Source organism: Acidithiobacillus ferriphilus (assembly GCF_028215975.1).
GTDB lineage: Bacteria > Pseudomonadota > Gammaproteobacteria > Acidithiobacillales > Acidithiobacillaceae > Acidithiobacillus > Acidithiobacillus ferriphilus.
On the sequence record NZ_CP116458.1, the window covers coordinates 1,507,148 to 1,522,355 of the forward strand.

At 58.6% G+C, this 15,208-nt stretch carries 21 protein-coding genes and 1 pseudogene; 14 read left to right on the forward strand and 8 right to left on the reverse strand.

Annotated elements, in window-relative coordinates; genetic code table 11:
* Window positions 1-582: 582 nt before the first annotated feature.
* The 7 genes from PJU76_RS07560 to PJU76_RS07590 all read left to right on the forward strand — a co-directional run bounded on the left by PJU76_RS07560 (window position 583) and on the right by PJU76_RS07590 (window position 4,755).
* On the forward strand, window positions 583-1,074 hold the full coding sequence (locus tag PJU76_RS07560; protein WP_271779027.1) for a DotD/TraH family lipoprotein: 492 nt from the start codon (window positions 583-585) through the stop codon (window positions 1,072-1,074).
* The gene (locus tag PJU76_RS07565; protein ID WP_271779028.1) at window positions 1,074-1,811 is read left to right on the forward strand and encodes a type IV secretory system conjugative DNA transfer family protein; all 738 of its coding nucleotides are present in this window, start codon (window positions 1,074-1,076) and stop codon (window positions 1,809-1,811) included. Before PJU76_RS07560 ends, PJU76_RS07565 begins: the two co-directional genes overlap by 1 nt.
* Window positions 1,790-2,635: a hypothetical protein gene (locus PJU76_RS07570; protein ID WP_271779029.1), complete on the forward strand. Its 846-nt coding sequence runs from the start codon at window positions 1,790-1,792 to the stop codon at window positions 2,633-2,635. The genes PJU76_RS07565 and PJU76_RS07570 overlap by 22 nt, the downstream gene beginning before the upstream one ends.
* Window positions 2,632-3,762, forward strand: coding sequence for a type IV pilus twitching motility protein PilT (locus tag PJU76_RS07575; RefSeq protein ID WP_271779030.1), 1,131 nt, complete (start codon window positions 2,632-2,634; stop codon window positions 3,760-3,762). Before PJU76_RS07570 ends, PJU76_RS07575 begins: the two co-directional genes overlap by 4 nt.
* A gap of 31 nt (window positions 3,763-3,793) precedes the next feature.
* Complete coding sequence (locus PJU76_RS07580; protein ID WP_271779031.1) at window positions 3,794-4,135, forward strand: hypothetical protein; 342 nt, start codon at window positions 3,794-3,796, stop codon at window positions 4,133-4,135.
* 69 nt (window positions 4,136-4,204) lie between these two features.
* The gene (locus PJU76_RS07585) at window positions 4,205-4,381 is read left to right on the forward strand and encodes a hypothetical protein (protein WP_271779032.1); all 177 of its coding nucleotides are present in this window, start codon (window positions 4,205-4,207) and stop codon (window positions 4,379-4,381) included.
* Window positions 4,378-4,755, forward strand: coding sequence for a glycine zipper domain-containing protein (locus tag PJU76_RS07590; protein WP_271779033.1), 378 nt, complete (start codon window positions 4,378-4,380; stop codon window positions 4,753-4,755). Before PJU76_RS07585 ends, PJU76_RS07590 begins: the two co-directional genes overlap by 4 nt.
* A gap of 197 nt (window positions 4,756-4,952) precedes the next feature.
* On the opposite strand, the gene PJU76_RS07595 is transcribed toward PJU76_RS07590, so the two are convergent.
* On the reverse strand, window positions 4,953-5,630 hold the full coding sequence (locus tag PJU76_RS07595; RefSeq protein WP_271779034.1) for a DUF2459 domain-containing protein: 678 nt from the start codon (window positions 5,628-5,630) through the stop codon (window positions 4,953-4,955).
* A 247-nt stretch (window positions 5,631-5,877) separates the two neighbouring features.
* Between PJU76_RS07595 and icmT the strand changes: the two genes are divergently transcribed.
* From icmT to PJU76_RS07625, 6 genes are read left to right on the forward strand one after another with little or no spacing between them, the layout of a single operon-like run.
* On the forward strand, window positions 5,878-6,141 hold the full coding sequence (icmT, locus tag PJU76_RS07600) for an IcmT/TraK family protein (protein ID WP_064220329.1): 264 nt from the start codon (window positions 5,878-5,880) through the stop codon (window positions 6,139-6,141).
* Complete coding sequence (locus tag PJU76_RS07605; protein ID WP_271779035.1) at window positions 6,138-6,830, forward strand: hypothetical protein; 693 nt, start codon at window positions 6,138-6,140, stop codon at window positions 6,828-6,830. Before icmT ends, PJU76_RS07605 begins: the two co-directional genes overlap by 4 nt.
* 8 nt (window positions 6,831-6,838) lie before the next feature.
* On the forward strand, window positions 6,839-7,816 hold the full coding sequence (gene parM / locus PJU76_RS07610; RefSeq protein ID WP_271779036.1) for a ParM/StbA family protein: 978 nt from the start codon (window positions 6,839-6,841) through the stop codon (window positions 7,814-7,816).
* The gene (locus PJU76_RS07615) at window positions 7,813-8,331 is read left to right on the forward strand and encodes a hypothetical protein (protein ID WP_064220326.1); all 519 of its coding nucleotides are present in this window, start codon (window positions 7,813-7,815) and stop codon (window positions 8,329-8,331) included. The genes parM and PJU76_RS07615 overlap by 4 nt, the downstream gene beginning before the upstream one ends.
* A 13-nt stretch (window positions 8,332-8,344) precedes the next feature.
* On the forward strand, window positions 8,345-8,992 hold the full coding sequence (locus PJU76_RS07620; protein WP_271779037.1) for a hypothetical protein: 648 nt from the start codon (window positions 8,345-8,347) through the stop codon (window positions 8,990-8,992).
* A gap of 24 nt (window positions 8,993-9,016) precedes the next feature.
* Window positions 9,017-10,336 carry a DUF7146 domain-containing protein gene (locus PJU76_RS07625; protein WP_271779038.1) on the forward strand — a complete coding sequence of 440 codons (1,320 nt, stop codon included), beginning with the start codon at window positions 9,017-9,019 and terminating at the stop codon, window positions 10,334-10,336.
* A 178-nt stretch (window positions 10,337-10,514) separates the two neighbouring features.
* Here the strand turns inward: PJU76_RS07625 and PJU76_RS07630 are convergent, their stop codons facing one another.
* The 3 genes from PJU76_RS07630 to PJU76_RS07640 are packed head-to-tail and all read right to left on the reverse strand — an operon-like array spanning window position 10,515 to window position 12,404.
* Complete coding sequence (locus tag PJU76_RS07630) at window positions 10,515-11,123, reverse strand: hypothetical protein (RefSeq protein WP_271779039.1); 609 nt, start codon at window positions 11,121-11,123, stop codon at window positions 10,515-10,517.
* Entirely contained in the window at window positions 11,110-12,165 is a 1,056-nt protein-coding gene (locus tag PJU76_RS07635) for an AI-2E family transporter (RefSeq protein WP_271779040.1), read from the reverse strand. Before PJU76_RS07635 ends, PJU76_RS07630 begins: the two co-directional genes overlap by 14 nt.
* Window positions 12,162-12,404: a YbjQ family protein gene (locus tag PJU76_RS07640; RefSeq protein ID WP_271779041.1), complete on the reverse strand. Its 243-nt coding sequence runs from the start codon at window positions 12,402-12,404 to the stop codon at window positions 12,162-12,164. Before PJU76_RS07640 ends, PJU76_RS07635 begins: the two co-directional genes overlap by 4 nt.
* A gap of 189 nt (window positions 12,405-12,593) precedes the next feature.
* Here PJU76_RS07640 and PJU76_RS07645 point away from each other — a divergent pair, with 189 nt between their 5' ends.
* Entirely contained in the window at window positions 12,594-12,992 is a 399-nt protein-coding gene (locus tag PJU76_RS07645; protein ID WP_271779042.1) for a BRO-N domain-containing protein, read from the forward strand.
* A 456-nt stretch (window positions 12,993-13,448) separates the two neighbouring features.
* On the opposite strand, the gene PJU76_RS07650 is transcribed toward PJU76_RS07645, so the two are convergent.
* The 4 genes and pseudogenes from PJU76_RS07650 to PJU76_RS07665 form a co-directional block, all read right to left on the reverse strand.
* On the reverse strand, window positions 13,449-13,844 hold the full coding sequence (locus PJU76_RS07650) for a hypothetical protein (RefSeq protein WP_271779043.1): 396 nt from the start codon (window positions 13,842-13,844) through the stop codon (window positions 13,449-13,451).
* A gap of 369 nt (window positions 13,845-14,213) precedes the next feature.
* A complete protein-coding gene (locus PJU76_RS07655; RefSeq protein WP_271779044.1) occupies window positions 14,214-14,402 on the reverse strand; it encodes a hypothetical protein in 189 nt (62 codons plus the stop codon).
* Between the two features lie 315 nt (window positions 14,403-14,717).
* On the reverse strand, window positions 14,718-14,900 hold the full coding sequence (locus PJU76_RS07660) for a hypothetical protein (RefSeq protein WP_271779045.1): 183 nt from the start codon (window positions 14,898-14,900) through the stop codon (window positions 14,718-14,720).
* Window positions 14,901-15,017: 117 nt separating this feature from the next.
* Window positions 15,018-15,143: pseudogene (locus PJU76_RS07665) on the reverse strand (IS1595 family transposase); the annotation flags it as partial.
* Window positions 15,144-15,208: the final 65 nt, after the last annotated feature.

The following is a 15,208-nucleotide window of genomic DNA, read 5'->3' on the forward strand; positions in this document are numbered from 1 at the left end:
CTCGGCGCATCCAGACAAAGTCATAGTCGCCACCATCAATACCACCAACATCAAATATCGCCTGCGCATGTTCCCACCTCCAGCGGCGTAATGTTCTACAATTATGAGCATCAGGCCCAAAAACGACCTTTCGTCATGCCTCTACGGTCCGTGCTCCTAAGGCCTTGCCAATGGCGCGGGGCACCGCGCTTATAAAAGCGCATTATCATCGCAAAGGCAGATGTTCGGCAACAGATGCACGTGCACTAGGCAAACGAGCACCGAACGGACATCAGCGCGCATAAAAAGCAAACAAGGGCCCAAGCATTTCGCTTGGGCCCTTGTTTGCTTTTGGCTCCCCGGGACAGGCTCGAACTGCCGACCTAGTGATTAACAGTCCTCTGGATACCACACAGAACCTTATTTATCAATCAGTTGCGTCGCTTGCCAAAGCCATAATCAACCACAGTCAACTTCACTTTCAGGGAGTTACATTTTGGCCATGGTACAAATCCGTCACAGCCCCGACGGCCGGATGTCTGCGAACTATACACCTACATTCAGCCTATAACCCAGTCAGGAACCTCATGTAAGGAAGCCCACGTGACCACTGCCAACATCTCTTTTCTGCGAACCGCCGGGCTGCTGGCATGCCTCTCCCCTGCCCTGCTCACAGGTTGCGCTCGCATGCACACATCCCCGGTGCCCGCCAATCCCGCCCCGTCCATCAATGGCCCACTCGATCGCGCCGCCGACAAGGTGTCGAATGCCTGGACCCTGCTGGCCACTGAGAATGCCGCCATCCATCCCCCCAAGGGAGGTTCGCCGATTCTGCCCCAGGCTCTGGCAAAAACAGTGCCCCTCACCTGGACCGGACCCGTAGCCCCGGCGGTTGCCAAGCTGAGTCGGCTCGCCGGCTATCAGTACATTCCTCAGGGCAAGAGGCCGGCGGCACCCATCATCGTGCATCTGTCCGGCACCCATTCCCTGTTCCGGGATCTGCGGGAGATCGCCGTTCAGGCAGGCAAACGGGCTGATCTCACGGTAAACGCCCGAACCCGCAAGATCGTCCTGCGCTATACGGGGGCACTGTGATGCTCTGGACATTGCCACAACTGGAGCAGTTACAGCCAGCCCAGGTGGTACAGGCGCATACTTCTCCTCTGCATCTGGAGCGCAAGGCCCTGGTACAGGAAGCCGAGACCATCGGTGCACAAGGAGGGCTCGCCTGGGAGACCCGTCAGATTAACCGGGTGCTGCAATCTCAATCAGCCCACCTGGACAAGATTTTCAATTTCGCGCCTCTGATGGATAAGGGCGGGCTTTTACCACCAGTGCTCATCAAGGGGCATCGCCAGGCACATTACGGCCCTGATCTCATCCGCACGGCCCGAGCCGTCTATCGTATCGTCCAGCCGGCGACTTTCCATTCTGTCACCCCAAGCTGGCGCAGTTACCTCCTCCGCCACTTCCAGGTGCCCAGCCTGGCGAGCATTCCGCCGGCACTGTTGCCCCACAATGGCAAGCAGCGGCAAATCTGGGAACGGGCGGCAGCCTTGGGTTGGAGTGCCGGTGTGGAAGAAGCGCACAGCATTTATCGCCAGGATCTCGCCCGGCTGACCACGGATATTACCGGCATGATCCAGTTTCAGCGGCTGTTGATCGAAGGCAAGGTCAGTACTCCGGTCATGGCCGTGGCCCATCTCGGCATTGAGCGTGGAGAACGTCTCGACGACGAGGCCCAGCGCATGGCGATTGGTGTGGCTGAGCGGAGGATCACTCGGCCAGCGGGGTTTCAGGGGCCCCGGCATTGGCGGGTACTGCCCCGGTGAACAGGGCACGTCTCGACCCTTCCAACCTGGGGCTACCACCCATCATTGGCCGGATAGACACCGAGATTCTTCCGCTGGTATTGGCGTTCAACGAGGCGGGCATGGAGACGTTCGCATCCTGCTCCGGCCATGGAGGGGCGTTTTCTCCCTACGTTGCCTTTCACGCCACCCTGTCCCAGGTGCAATACATCGAACAATGCTTACGGGATGCCTTTGCCTTCGGATTGCTGCACCACGAGTGGGCGATCATGGGCATTATCGAAGGCCCGGAACGGCACAGCTTCGACCTGCGCATCTGGTGGACCCAGAGCGATATTCGGGATTGTCTGGCGTTGAAATCCCGCTGGCTCGCCAGCGACTTCCGGGCCATCGGCACACTGGTATTAGGGCTGATGTCCGGCAATCACCGTACCGACGAATACCATGAACGCCAGGAAAAAGAACACCAGCAGAATGCGGGTCTGTCGGCGATTGCGCGCACGTCGCGCGGCATCACGCAAGCTCGCCGGACCTGGGTGCCGACAGTGGGGACACACGTCGGCTTCTGGGGACACCTTTTTGGAACAATACGCGCGGACCGTCGCAACCATCGCCTGCCTCCCTATGCGTTGATGGCAAAGATATTTACCACGAAACATTCACAACAAATCATTGATCCGGAGAAAACCCATCACATCCGCCCCTGGGATGCATCCGCCCAAGCCGTAGCATGGATCTGGCTTGAGGCCCATCCCGGCGGTTATGTGCGTATCCTGCTGGATGCTACGTTCTCCCCCGTGCTGCTTTTGTATCTGCAGGATGCCGGTAACGGCCGATCCGCATGAGATTCCGCGAGATCGATTTTCCCTTCCCCAAGCTCCGCTCCAAAGAGCATGCGCATCAGTTCTTCCGTGCCTTGATGGCCGCCCATCCCGATCTCTCGGACATCGATTTCCAGACCCGCCATCCGCCCATGGTGCAGATCCATGGCAAACGCTACGCCTTGCGCGGGGAGACCGACGAATCCGACATCCTCACCCTGATCAACAGCTGCTTCACGCATCAGACCGGGAAAGGGGATATGCACAACGAACGGCTCGGCATCAATACCATTCTGGCCATTCCCCTGGGCGGCAACGACTGGCTGCGCTTTCGCTTCAACGCCGTGCTCTGCCAGTTGCCGGGCACGGGTCGCAATGACGCGAGCGGGGTGCAGATCAGCCTGCGCTACATCCCCTCCGTGCTGCCGGACTGGCGGCAACTGGGGATCCCGGAAGAACTCATTCGCGGGGTCTGGTATCCGGACGGCATCGTCCTCGTCACCGGCCCCACCGGCTCGGGCAAGACCACGACCCTGGCGGCCATGATCCGCCATGCCCTGGAAGAGAATGAGGAGTTGGTCGATCACAAGGTCATCACCGCCGAGTCGCCCATCGAGTTTCTCTACAACCATCCCCGGATCAGCCAGTCCCAGGTGCCGAGCCATCTGCGGGAATGGTATCTCAGCAACGTCGAGGCCATGCGCCGCAATCCCGACATCATCCTGATCGGCGAGGTACGCGATCGGGAGAGTATCCGCACCGCCATAGAAGCCTCCATGACCGGGCATCTGGTGATGACCACCGTGCATGTGACCTATGTCAGTGATGCCGTGAGTCGACTGGTCAAGGCCTTCGGACCTGAGGAGGCCCCCGCCATGGCGGCGGACATTTTGGAAGCCCTGCGGGTCGTCATCGCCCAGCGTCTGGTGATCGGCGCCGATGGCCGCCGGGTAGCCGTGCGGGAGTGGCTGTTTTTCGATCGTGCGATGCGCAGAGCCCTGATGCACGTGCCGCCGGTGGAACTGGCCACGGCCATTCAGGAACAGGTGGACAGCAAAGGACACAGTTACCGGACGGATGCGGATCAGCTACTCGCCGCCGGGCGCATCACGTCACAGCGGCATGCCTACATCCTCCGCGGATTCGACTGATATTTTTTGCCCCCACACAAAGGAGATGTTCATGAAACAGCACATGCTTTATCGCCTTGCCGGCGGCCTCGTCCTGATCGGAGGCCTCGCCCTGTCCGGCTGCGCCACCCACCATCACCATCTCGGCCCCTATGGCGGCCACAGCGTCGGCTGGTATGCCCGCCATGTCAAAAGAGCCGAGCTGGAAAATCGGTGGTGCAACGGCCTTTCCCCGGATCGTCAGGAATTGAAATGGGTGCGCAAGACCTGTGTAATGGCCAACGTGGGCTGGCTGCGGGATGCCAGAAAGTACCATTGGGATCTCGCCAACGGGGATACCATGGGCAGCTTTCCAGCGCGAGTTGTCCGGCGCAAAGACGGCGGCGGCTGGTGATTTTACCCAAGGATTGCAGGATAACCTCAGACCATGCGCGGACAGCGCGCCCAATAAAGGAGTCTCATCATGAGCACAAATGCAGTGACCGCAGAAAACCCCGCCACCGAACCCTCCCCGGAACAGCAGGGCTGGACGGAGCACCCTTTGGAGGAGATAACGGATATGGGCTTTGACCCATGGGACGAGAGCATGGGGGATACCGATGAGGGCGGAGAAGATGCCCAGCCGGAGAAAACATCATGAAGGCCCGCCACCTGCTGCTGATTGGGGCCCTGGCCCTGCCTTTGGCGGGCTGCGCCAATAATCCCTACGCATCCAACGGCACAACGGCGGATACCGGTGGTGGCGCTCTCCTGGGCGCGTTGACCGGGGCGGTGATCGGCAATCAGACCGGGGCGCCACTGGCGGGTGCGGCTATTGGCGCTGGCGTGGGTGGCCTAGCCGGGTATGCCGTGGGGCATAGCGGGAGCCAGCAGCGGCAATACCAGCAGCCACAGCCTGGCTACTATGCGCCCCCGGCCAATAATCCGCAGTGTCCGCCCGGCGAGGTCTGCACTCCCAATCAGCCGCCGCCACCGCCTTGCCCGGCGGGATATGCCTGTACCCCGGATAATTGAGGCTCTCCACGCTATGGCAACACGCGCAGGCCATGGCAACAGAGCATGAAGCCCAGACTACAGCCCTGGCTTAGTCGCGGGAGGATTCACTCCCGGATGACGAAGGAGACACCATGGCTGTAACCGCTGAAAATCATAGGATTCTTGGGTAGTCCCTGGATCAGCATCACACCGGATGACGTGATGCATTTTGCCGTTCATTCTGGGCAGGAACGCAGGGACCGGATTTCCGACATGACTTGTCCGGCAAACAAGACTCCCTCGTCACTGACAGGCAGGCCGGCGAACTTCAGGGCTGCTGCCGTCCAAGTATTGCAAGTATGGAAAGCATCGTAAGTGCCTGTAGAGGCAAAGAACCGGCCTCCAGGAAATAGGCCGGGGGCCAGACTGACCGGATCCTCACTTGGCCCCATTCGCAGGTAGTCTCCAAGATAGGCGTCGAGCCTCCAGACGCCGGTGCGGGACACGCATATCCAGCGCAGATGAGCATCAGGCGGAAGCGTATTTTTCGGGTGCTCTGATAGGCCTTCGACGAAAACGACACTCGAAGAGGGAAACAGGGCGGCGATCGCCATTCCCGGTCCCGGATGGGTTGCCATGTAAAAGTTCCGGTTGCCCCATCCGTATGCAAGATACTTCGCTTCCGGGAACCAATGGTGCAAGTCGGCCAAGGACGGACTGAGAGCCCTGACAGGCAGGACCAGCTCGGTGTGCCAGCCTTCGTCCAGCACTCCGATGGATATTTCCGTGCTGTTTGTAAGAAAGTGCGGTGGCGGCGGCAAGACCGGCTTGGTCGCGACCGAAGGCGGCAGGCCGGTCGCGCAGCTGGCCAGCATAGCGGTTGCCATGGTCGCCATGACATAACGTCCGTACATGGCGCACCTCTCTGAAATGGTGTACTCCATAACACCGCAGTATACCGGGAAATCATGTTACTTTGCTGAAGTTATATTCACTGAGGTCGCTAACACGAACAAGCCAAAAGGACTGGATTATGGCGATGGCCGAGTGCTGCCGACCCGCCCGCAGCCGTAGGCGCTCCCTCAAAATCTGTCCGACCGCGTACCAACAGTCCGACAAGTCCCTATAACCCCTTTGTGACCTCCACCAAGGGGATTTTTGATGTTCCTGTCTGATGAGGACCTTGAGATCGAGAACGCCTGGCGTTTCTCCAGCCAGGACCCCAAGCTCTGGAAGCTGGACGGCACGGCCTTCTGGCCGTTGCTGATCCTGTTTTTCCATTTCAGCGTGATCACCCTGATTCTCGCCGTGCTCAGCATGGGTCTGTTCGCCTGGCTGCTGCGCCGGGGCTACACACCCGCGGTCGCCTGGCGCCGCCTGTGGCGCTTCGTCTTTGGCAATACCCGCTTGCGGGGCCGCGTATGAAAGACCGTCTGAGTTTCCGCACAACAGAGGTAACGCCTTTCTCTCGCCGCCTATTGGAATCGGTGGATGACTATTCGGGCACGACCCGCTACGCCATCGATCTGCTGGGCAGGACATCGCACCCGGTGCCGCTGATCGCCCATAAAAGCGGGGTGACGCTCTTCGATCCCATCGAAGCGGTTTGCCGCCTTTCCTATGGCGCGGAGGAGGTCGCGGAAGCAACCCCGCAGGCCCGGTGGTCCTTTACTCTGGCGTTCGGTTCCGCCGAAACCGCCCGCGCCCTGCCGGCTCCGGATCCTTTACGCATTCAGGTGCCTCTGGTACAGCCCGTATCTCAATCCGTGCAGATCTCCGCGGAGATGCGGAACACCTTCGGCGCAGGCTTCGACCGGGAGGAACAACCCGTACGGCAGGATGTCCAGACGCTGCTCTCCACACCGACTCAGACGGTTGACGCCGAACAGCAAACCCGTTCCACGGAACCGCTCCAGTCCCCGAAAACCCCTGTTGCTCCACGCCGTGGCCTGAGCCAAAACCTGCTGAATACCATAGGCGCAGGCATCGACAGGGGCCCGCCAAAATCCCTTTCCGAGATCGTCAACGCCATGCCTCCAGAAGAGCGTGCCAGACTGGCGGCCCTCAAACCCGGCGCAAACCCCCGTGCCAATAAATCTTCCCCCACTGAATGAGGTATTCCATGAAACCCATCTATTCCTGTGATGACGGCTACGGCGAGATCAAAATCATTCATCGCGCCGGCGGCACCCTGAAAACGTTCAGTACGCCCTCCCGCGCGCAGAGCGGTGATTACCAGCAGATCGAGATCGGTGGCGGTGCGCCAGCGGACAGTACGGCCTATGTCACCAAGGGGGAAGCCTATACCGTCGTCGATACGCTGCAGACCGAAGACACGCGCTTCGCCGGTTTCGCCCTGTCCAGTCTCAACCGGGTGCTGGTGGCCCACGCCCTGCGTCAGGTCGGCGTGCCGGAGGATTTCGAGCTGGTGGTCGGTCTGCCCTTGCATGATTTCTATTGGGACAATGGCAACCCCAATCAGGATCTCATCGCCGCCAAACGCGACACCCATCGGATTCCGGTGCAACTGCGCACCCTGGAGGGGGACAGGGCTTTGCCGGTACCGGCAAAAGTCCATGTCCTGCCCCAATCCCTGGTGGTCGCCATGCAGTCGCCGGCCGAGGATCCGGACCTGCCCATCGCCGTGGTGGATATCGGTTCGCGCACCACGGACATCACCGTCGTACAGAATGGCAAGGTCGATTTCAGCCGCTGCGGCACCTTGCCTGACCTGGGGGTGGCAGCTGCCGTTGACCGCTTCCAGGCTGGGGTCGAGAAACGCTGTGGTCAGCGATTGCCCAACCGGAAAATTCTGCAGATGGCGTTGATCCAGAACAAAAGGATCCGGATCAAGGGGAGCGACATCCCCGAGAGCGATCAGCAAGGCGCCCGGGATGAAGCCCTGCGGGAAATTGCTGGTCGTATCCAGCGCGGCGTGGAGCAACATGCACGCACTCTGGATGACTGCGACCACATCGTCCTCATCGGCGGCGGCGCTCTCCTGCTGGAGGGACAATTCGACTGGCCTCATGCCCAGTTGCATGCGAACGCCGTCCACGCCAACGCCATGGCCTGGCTGGAGACTCTGGAGCAGGTATGACCGTCCCGGAATCCAGCATAAAAAGTCCGGCAGAGCCTGCTGTGAACACAGCGGACTCCATCGAAGCCGAGTTCCATGATCACATCCGCTTCATCTTGCAGCGCGAGCGCGAAGAGCGGGAGCAACTGGACATGGCGATCCGCGAGCAGCTGCTGTCCCGGATCCAGAAGCAGGGGAAGGCCATCGGTGAACAAATGCAGACCTTGCAGGGGCAGTCGGAAACTATCGAGAAACACTGGAAGAGCGTTCTTGTTCAGATCGACACGCAGATCACGGGTACACAAGGGAAGGTTGCTCAGTTGGCTGACGATATCCGCAAGAGCACAGAGCCGATCCGCGAGTACCAGGTCCACGCCCAGAAGCTGCAGGGCGTCTTGCAGTCACTGACCCAGAGCGTCGAGCAGAACACCCGCGAAGTCGCCGGCGTCGCCACCCGGGCGCTCCTGGGCGGCGCACTGGGCGGCGCCGCCGCGGCGCTCCTGATTTTTCTATTCCTGCATCTGATGCAAAAGTAAGCGAGATAACGCCATGCCAGAATCCGCCCAAAGCGACTCCGCGTCACCCATCCAGATTTCCCTGGGACGCCTGCAGGCGCTGGAAAAAGACTTTCAGCAGCACAAGGATTTCTGGACAGGCCAGGAACCCTATATGCGGGTGATTCTGGAGACCACTCAAATCATTCATCAGGGACTGGTAGCCACCCTGGCCAAGCTGGATAAACGCCAGGGAGAAGCCATCCAGAACCTGTCGAAACGGATCGACGAACTGCTCGACCAGACCAGGACGGCAGCTGCAAAGCAAACCACCCCGGAGCATGAAGCCGCCGTTTCCGAGGCGATCGGCGGCACTCCAGTCTCTGGACAAGGTATGCTTTTCGATACAAAACCAGAGGCTCTCCGGAATATCTTGATGAACCATCTGCAGACCCTTCACAAGGAAATTGCCGGCGTCGGGACGGTTCAGACAAAAATCATGAAGAGTCTGGCTAGTGTGGATAACCGGCTGAATGCGCAGGATGTGATGCTAGCCTCTTTGTATGAAAAGGCCACTTCTCATGGCGGATCGTTGTCAGTATCAGAGACGGATACGGCAGATCATGAGACAGACGCTTCAGAATCAGAGACGGATAGCGCAGATCACGAGGCGGATGCTTCAGAATCAGAAACGACCGATTGAACACCGGAAGAGAGGCGGATCATCATGGCGGAACGCAATGCACAATGGATGCGCGAGACCAAGTGGGCGGCAACGGACCGCTGGCCGGAGATTCTGGTGCAACTGGGCATCCCTGCCCAGGCCCTGGTGGACCGGCACGGCCCCTGTCCCGGCTGCGGTGGAGAGGACAGGTTCCGCTTCGATAATCAAAAGGGCCGGGGTACCTTCATCTGTTCCCAGGGCGGCGGAGAACCCCTTTCGGGCGACGGCTTTTCCCTGCTGCACCATGTCCATGGCTGGAACTTCATGCAGTCCATCGAGCAGGTGGCCAGGATACTGGGCACCCTGCCGCAGAATCACGATCTACCCAAAACGCCGAAGCAGCAAACAGCCAAGGCACCATCCGCCGCTCCGCCCAAACCCAGTGCCCGCAAGGCCGAACCATCCGAAAAAGAACGCATCGCCAAGGCCCGGCAGGCCATCGACAAGCACTGGCGCGGCAGCGTCCCCTTGCGCCAGATGCCGGAGGCCATGGCCTACTTCGAGAACCGCCGGATTCCCTTCGATCTCATCGCCGATGCCCGGGACGTGCGCGGTTTTCCCGATCTGCCCTACTGGTACTGTCATGACGACGGCCGATGGGAAGAACTGGGCCGTTTCCCGGCCCTCATCGCCCTGTGCCGGGGACCGAGCAAACAGGTTCTGGCGGTGCATCGCACCTGGCTGGCACCCGATGGGTCCGGCAAGCTGGTCCTTCCCAATCCGGATCATCCTGTCCGGGAAGATGGCTCCCCCAATCTCCTCGACGCGCGTAAGTTAACCAGTCCCATCGTGCGCCGGGTGCCCCTGCACATCGAATTGCGGCCCATGCAGGCGGATGGCCGACTGGGGGTGGGCGAGGGCATGGAAACCGCACTGGGGGCCTCTTTTGCGCATCACGGCCTGGCAGTGCATGCGACGGTGAATAGCGGCAACATGGGTGGTCGCACCGTCGGTGAGCGCGTCATTGGCGGTTACACGCCACCCCAGACCTGCAAAAAGCTCCTGATCTTCGCCGACAACGATCCTGCCGGCACCCGCGCCGCACAGTACCTCTCGGAACGGATGCAGCTCAGCCGCAAGGACCTCGAAACGGATATCCGCCTGCCCAGTACGGGGAATGACTGGGCGGAAGTACTGGAAATCGCGGCGGCCAAATATCCCGAGCGCATCGCCGAACGGCGGCGGGAACAGGGGCTGAGCGCGGCCCCCGACCTGCCCGTGCGGGTGACACCGAGGCCTCGGGAACCGCAAAGCCCGGAGCATCCCGCGCTGGCCAGAAACTCCAGCCCGTCACAACACCAGTCTTCCCGGCCACGGCGGTAATCGGAGATATTGGCATAGACCCATCGAGATCGACTCAATAAACTACGCAGGCAACCCAAACATGGAAATCGCACAACTTCAGGAGATTGGCCGCATGGTTCATCAGTACGGCATGGGGGCAACCCGCACCACGATCCGGTTGCACCATGCGCGGGTCCTATTGTTGGATGCGTCTAACTCAAAACGCGGACAAAATGGCCCGCACTAAACGGGTTACTGTGTTGCTGTAAGGCCCCACGGTGTATAGCTGGTGGTGTGGACGAGTAGGGCAGAGGGAACAGGTATATGCTGAGCGCCAACAAAACCAGAACGGTCCCGCCGATCCATCGGATCCAGCGGTGATCGGATTGCAACCAGCGGTGGGCAAGCGGATTGTTTTGCAGCTCCGCTGGCGGGGATAACCCGATAACTGTCGCCATATGAATGTTGGCTGCGCGAAATGAATGTTGGCTGCGCGAACGGTTCCCGGCACTTGTACATACCCCAGTCGCAGCAGTTTTTTGCTCACGAGCGTATTCCCGTAGTATCCCAAAAAAGCCTTTACCACCCAGGTGGACAAGTTCAGCGCCACCCATCCAGCAGAGAGATGATCGGCGGCATGGAAGTTTTTGTGGGATATCCATTCAAATATCGAAAAGGCAAAAGCATTCAGCAGGAAGAAAAACAGGCCAACGGTCCACAACCGTTTAACAAGCGCCCAAATCCAGGTAAAAAACCCGGGATATGAGAACCCGTCCTTGACGGCGACCACCTCCGCGTCTTTGCGGTAGATCTTATAGGTTCTCATGATTTTCCGCCTCAATGCTGACAAAGGTTTCTGCTAGCTTGAGTTGGTTGAGGACATGCATGAGCATGGCAAACAGCGCGGGCCCAAGGAACACGCCGATTACCCCGATGGTGGACACACCCGTGATCATCCCAACGATGATCCAGAAAATGGATGGGGTATCCCCGGCAGGGTCTACCAGGCGCGCCAGCACTGGCTTTCCGAAATTGTCGGCAAAGCCCAGAATGACGAGGCCTATGATGGTGACCAAAACAGCAGCCACCCACTGGTGCACAATCAGAATCAGATAACCCCCGATACTGATCATGGCAATGGTGCCGGCGATGGGGATGATTGAGATCAGGGCGCAAAACATGCCGATGATGAAGGGGTGCGGCAATCCTCCGATGGCGAACAACACCCAGAAGGTCAGTATCTCCCCGATGACTGCCATCAACACGCTCCAGGTAATGGCGCGCAAGGTGTTGACTCCGGAGCGCAGGGTACTTTCAATGAGGGGGTGCAACTGGCGGCTACCCTTTAGCAATACTTCGGCCTCCCGGCCGTCTTTCAGGAGGAAGAAAAAGACGATAGTTGCCACCAGGATATCCGCCAGTATCCCCCCGGCACCGCGCAGCAGATTCAGGAAGTAAGGCACCTTGGCGGGCCAGTTGTTGAGGGGGTGACTCATGCTCTCCGTGATACGGTCCCACCCCGTTATGACCTGACTGCGAAACCAGGGGATCTGTTCGAGGAAATCCGGTACCGGCCAGTGTCCGGAAGCTTCTTTTCGCCATAGAGGCACCAAGACCTTGGCCGCCTCGATGAGTTCATGCGCGGCCACCCCCATGAAGGTCAGGACCAGCAGCAGGAATCCGGCTGACGCGCCGAAGGCCAGCCGCAATCGGTGGTGATCGGCCACTGTGGCAAAGAGTGGGAAGATCATGATGGCAAGAATGGCGCCCCAAACAGCGCCCAGCAGGAACTGGTGGACGAACCATGCGGCGATGGCTGTCAACGCGAGGAAAAGGATCGACCAGACGGTGCGGGTGTGGCGGTTCACCAGAAAATAACCGCCGTGCCGTAAGCCACCATCTCTTCTCCGACGACCAGCATCCGGATACCGACAACGCCGCTTGCACCCAATTCAGCAGCGTGCTCCGCCAGCATTTCCAAGGTATCTTCTCCTTGTCGATCATTGCGAGAGGTGCCGTAAGTTGCCCGGTTTCTGACCGTGACGACGCCAATGAGGCGATCAATGTTGCGGCGCGGGTGTGAGTCCGTTGTGCAGAGGTCAATCATCGAATGGCTCCTAAAACCTCAAAGACGGCAGTGTTACCGTACGCATTTCTTCCAGTTGCATCAGACTGTTTTCCGTCTGCCCCTTGAGGGCTTCCAGTTGCTTCAGTCCGAGTTGTAACTGTTGCCCGGTGACCAGCCCCAGTTCTATAGGATAGGATACAATGCACACTCTGATAGGTGGAAATGCACATGCGTATTGCACAACATGGACCGGCCGTACACATCTGGCGCATCGCGTTTCAGGATATGGAGATGCGGACCACATCATCGGACGGCATTCATGTCTGGATTGCACGGGGTGACGTGATAGAGGCATTGCAGATTCCGGATCCCGCCTATGCTCTGGAGTCCGTTGCGGCGGAGGATCAGGCCACCCTCTCCCTGGGAACGGATGCACCGGATGATGAAAGTGAGCCGGATGAGCTGCCGTTGATCAACGAAATCGCCGTCTATGAGATCATGGCACGTTTCCCGACCAGGCCCGCCGAAGCGTTCAAGGCATGGCTGATGCAACTGCGTCACTTTTACTTCGAGATCGTTACGCACGCGGATGATGGTACCGGCGATGGCGCTACCACCTTGCAATAGTCGGCAGGAAAATATCGAGTGGCTCCCCGATACCTACCTAATCCACTGGACTCAGACAGAGGCGGCCCTGAATCCATCGTCAAAACCTACCGAAAAACATCAGGTGGATATTTACATCGATTTGTCGAAAATAACTGCATGCACGAAGAATCGGAAGAACCCCAGAAAACCATTGAAGAACTCGTTCCGAGCGTCATTTCCGCCTTGGTATGCCCCATAACCTCACGGGAAATCGCCGCGTCCATGGGACTTTCACCAGCGACCACAGGCAACGTCTTGAGGGTAGCGAGTAGTTACGGCTTGGCCAGTAAAGCGCCGCCTTCCAACGAAAAACTGACGATCTGGATACGCGCCGAAGGCGATGCCTATGCCGACGCACAGGCTGCCTGGCAGGCACGCAAAAAACGAAGGTCCGCTCAGTCCATCCAACCATCGCCTTGCGAAACTCCATCCTCTTCAGTCCTCCAGTTTGGGTCTGGCGGCTGGATCGTTGCGTAGCCAGCGGCTCCAGAACTCCTCGTTGATGCTGGCTGGTGAAAGCGTATTTATGGGCTTTTCGGGCTTTTGCGATGACTTGTGAGGCTTTTTATGACGTGTTTCCCAGACATTTAGCGCGGTCGTGTACGCCTTTTCTTTGGTGCGTTCCCAGGTCATCACGTGCTTGTCGAAAGGCGGCACCTTTCTGACCAACCCGTAATTGCTCGCCAATCTTAAAGCGTTGCCAACCGCCGCCGGTGGAAATCCCGTAGCTGTGGCGAGTTCCCGTGAATCCATGGCGCCGGCTAATGCAGCAACGATAATAGGGACCAGTTCTTCGGTGGTTTTCTGAGGTTCTTTCGATGGTTTATGCATGACGCTTAGTTTCGGTGAAGCCCTAGAAAATTGTCCACCTCATGCGATAGTTGAGTGTAATGGTGGGGTTGTTTTCGATGATGGTAACGCCCAAACATTGATGGGTGATCCCGTGGCATTGAGGGTGCAGTGGTGTGCGTAGACCAGCCCCTGCTTTGCCAGGTCCACTATAAGGTGATTGGTGCGCAGGTAGGATAGCTTGAGGGCGTCTGCGACTTCCTTGCAGGTTCTGGGACCGTTGCGGAGGCAGCGCAGGATACGTTCTTTGTCTTTGTGGTGGGTCTCGTGCATAGCGACGATGCTAGTCATGGAGATCGGCGGGTGCAACTGTATCACTTGCCTTTTTATTGGCATGTTTGATGCTTTGCATCACCTAAAAAAGGCATCCATATCATCTATCTCAACACGATGCCGCTCCTTCCGACTTTGAATAACCGGGTCAGCATCACGCTCGGCCTTCCGCTCCTGATAAATTGCCTTGAACTCATCCCAGGTCAGGTTCAACCCCGTGCGCTTGTTCAACAACTCCACAAAACCCCTGTCTATGTTCGCCATCATCACACACCCCCTTTCCGTTTCCGCGTATACCATGTTCTTTGCCTGCCGCCAGTCGAACCGCAACTTAGGCCCCCGCCGCCTTCGTCGTCTTTCGGGAGGACTAGCAGCCCAGCATGGGTCTGCATCAATCGCTATACAAAAAACCAGGTGAGCGCAGGAACGCCCTCCTGGCAATATGGAGCGGGTTATCACTATCGGAAAACGATCCGGGCAGGATGAAGGACCGAGGGGGAAATGTAATCCCTTGCTGCCGGATCGTTATCCGATGGATACCTTAGCGCAAAATCACAAGACAAATCTATACCCATATATTGTTTATACGACCCGCAGTTCGGCCACCCCACAGCCCTGGGCCTTCAACCAGCACGCCAGACTGTCCAGACTCGCCCAGGTACGGACTTCGGTGCGGGCCGACTTCACCGTGGCCTCGTCCATGCCGAGTTTCAGGATCACATACCAGCGATCCCGGCCCAAGACAGGGATGGACTGAATGGTCACTTTGCGCACGGGCCCGGCGTTGACTTGCAGTTAATCTGAGCCGAAAAAGCCGGTTGATTGCAAGCCGTTACAGCTACCCGGCCAAAACTTGATGATTGACCCGTGCTTATCCGGTTGTCACAGACACCCACTAGATATAGTGGAGTGTGATTCGGCGGCATAAAGCTCGGCGTAGGTGGACGCGATGACGTCACTTGCGATGCCGGGCAGGGAGCTAAAGGCGTTGAAGGGGTAGAAGCGCCGCGCTGAAGCACAGCGATAGCCATGTTCGTCCTGTATTGACGCAGCATTATCCCCAATTTGTGGAG

Excerpts from the sequence above, each read along its gene's own strand:
- parM (WP_271779036.1), top strand. The coding sequence starts at position 6,839 with ATGAAACCCATCTATTCCTGTGATGACGGCTACGGCGAGATCAAAATC.
- PJU76_RS07565 (WP_271779028.1), top strand. The coding sequence starts at position 1,074 with ATGCTCTGGACATTGCCACAACTGGAGCAGTTACAGCCAGCCCAGGTG.
- PJU76_RS07620 (WP_271779037.1), top strand. The coding sequence starts at position 8,345 with ATGCCAGAATCCGCCCAAAGCGACTCCGCGTCACCCATCCAGATTTCC.
- PJU76_RS07590 (WP_271779033.1), top strand. The coding sequence starts at position 4,378 with ATGAAGGCCCGCCACCTGCTGCTGATTGGGGCCCTGGCCCTGCCTTTG.
- PJU76_RS07650 (WP_271779043.1), bottom strand. The coding sequence starts at position 13,844 with ATGCATAAACCATCGAAAGAACCTCAGAAAACCACCGAAGAACTGGTC.
- PJU76_RS07575 (WP_271779030.1), top strand. The coding sequence starts at position 2,632 with ATGAGATTCCGCGAGATCGATTTTCCCTTCCCCAAGCTCCGCTCCAAA.
- icmT (WP_064220329.1), top strand. The coding sequence starts at position 5,878 with ATGTTCCTGTCTGATGAGGACCTTGAGATCGAGAACGCCTGGCGTTTC.
- PJU76_RS07630 (WP_271779039.1), bottom strand. The coding sequence starts at position 11,123 with ATGAGAACCTATAAGATCTACCGCAAAGACGCGGAGGTGGTCGCCGTC.
- PJU76_RS07595 (WP_271779034.1), bottom strand. The coding sequence starts at position 5,630 with ATGTACGGACGTTATGTCATGGCGACCATGGCAACCGCTATGCTGGCC.
- PJU76_RS07640 (WP_271779041.1), bottom strand. The coding sequence starts at position 12,404 with ATGATTGACCTCTGCACAACGGACTCACACCCGCGCCGCAACATTGAT.
- PJU76_RS07605 (WP_271779035.1), top strand. The coding sequence starts at position 6,138 with ATGAAAGACCGTCTGAGTTTCCGCACAACAGAGGTAACGCCTTTCTCT.
- PJU76_RS07615 (WP_064220326.1), top strand. The coding sequence starts at position 7,813 with ATGACCGTCCCGGAATCCAGCATAAAAAGTCCGGCAGAGCCTGCTGTG.
- PJU76_RS07585 (WP_271779032.1), top strand. The coding sequence starts at position 4,205 with ATGAGCACAAATGCAGTGACCGCAGAAAACCCCGCCACCGAACCCTCC.
- PJU76_RS07655 (WP_271779044.1), bottom strand. The coding sequence starts at position 14,402 with ATGATGGCGAACATAGACAGGGGTTTTGTGGAGTTGTTGAACAAGCGC.
- PJU76_RS07580 (WP_271779031.1), top strand. The coding sequence starts at position 3,794 with ATGAAACAGCACATGCTTTATCGCCTTGCCGGCGGCCTCGTCCTGATC.
- PJU76_RS07625 (WP_271779038.1), top strand. The coding sequence starts at position 9,017 with ATGGCGGAACGCAATGCACAATGGATGCGCGAGACCAAGTGGGCGGCA.
- PJU76_RS07645 (WP_271779042.1), top strand. The coding sequence starts at position 12,594 with ATGCGTATTGCACAACATGGACCGGCCGTACACATCTGGCGCATCGCG.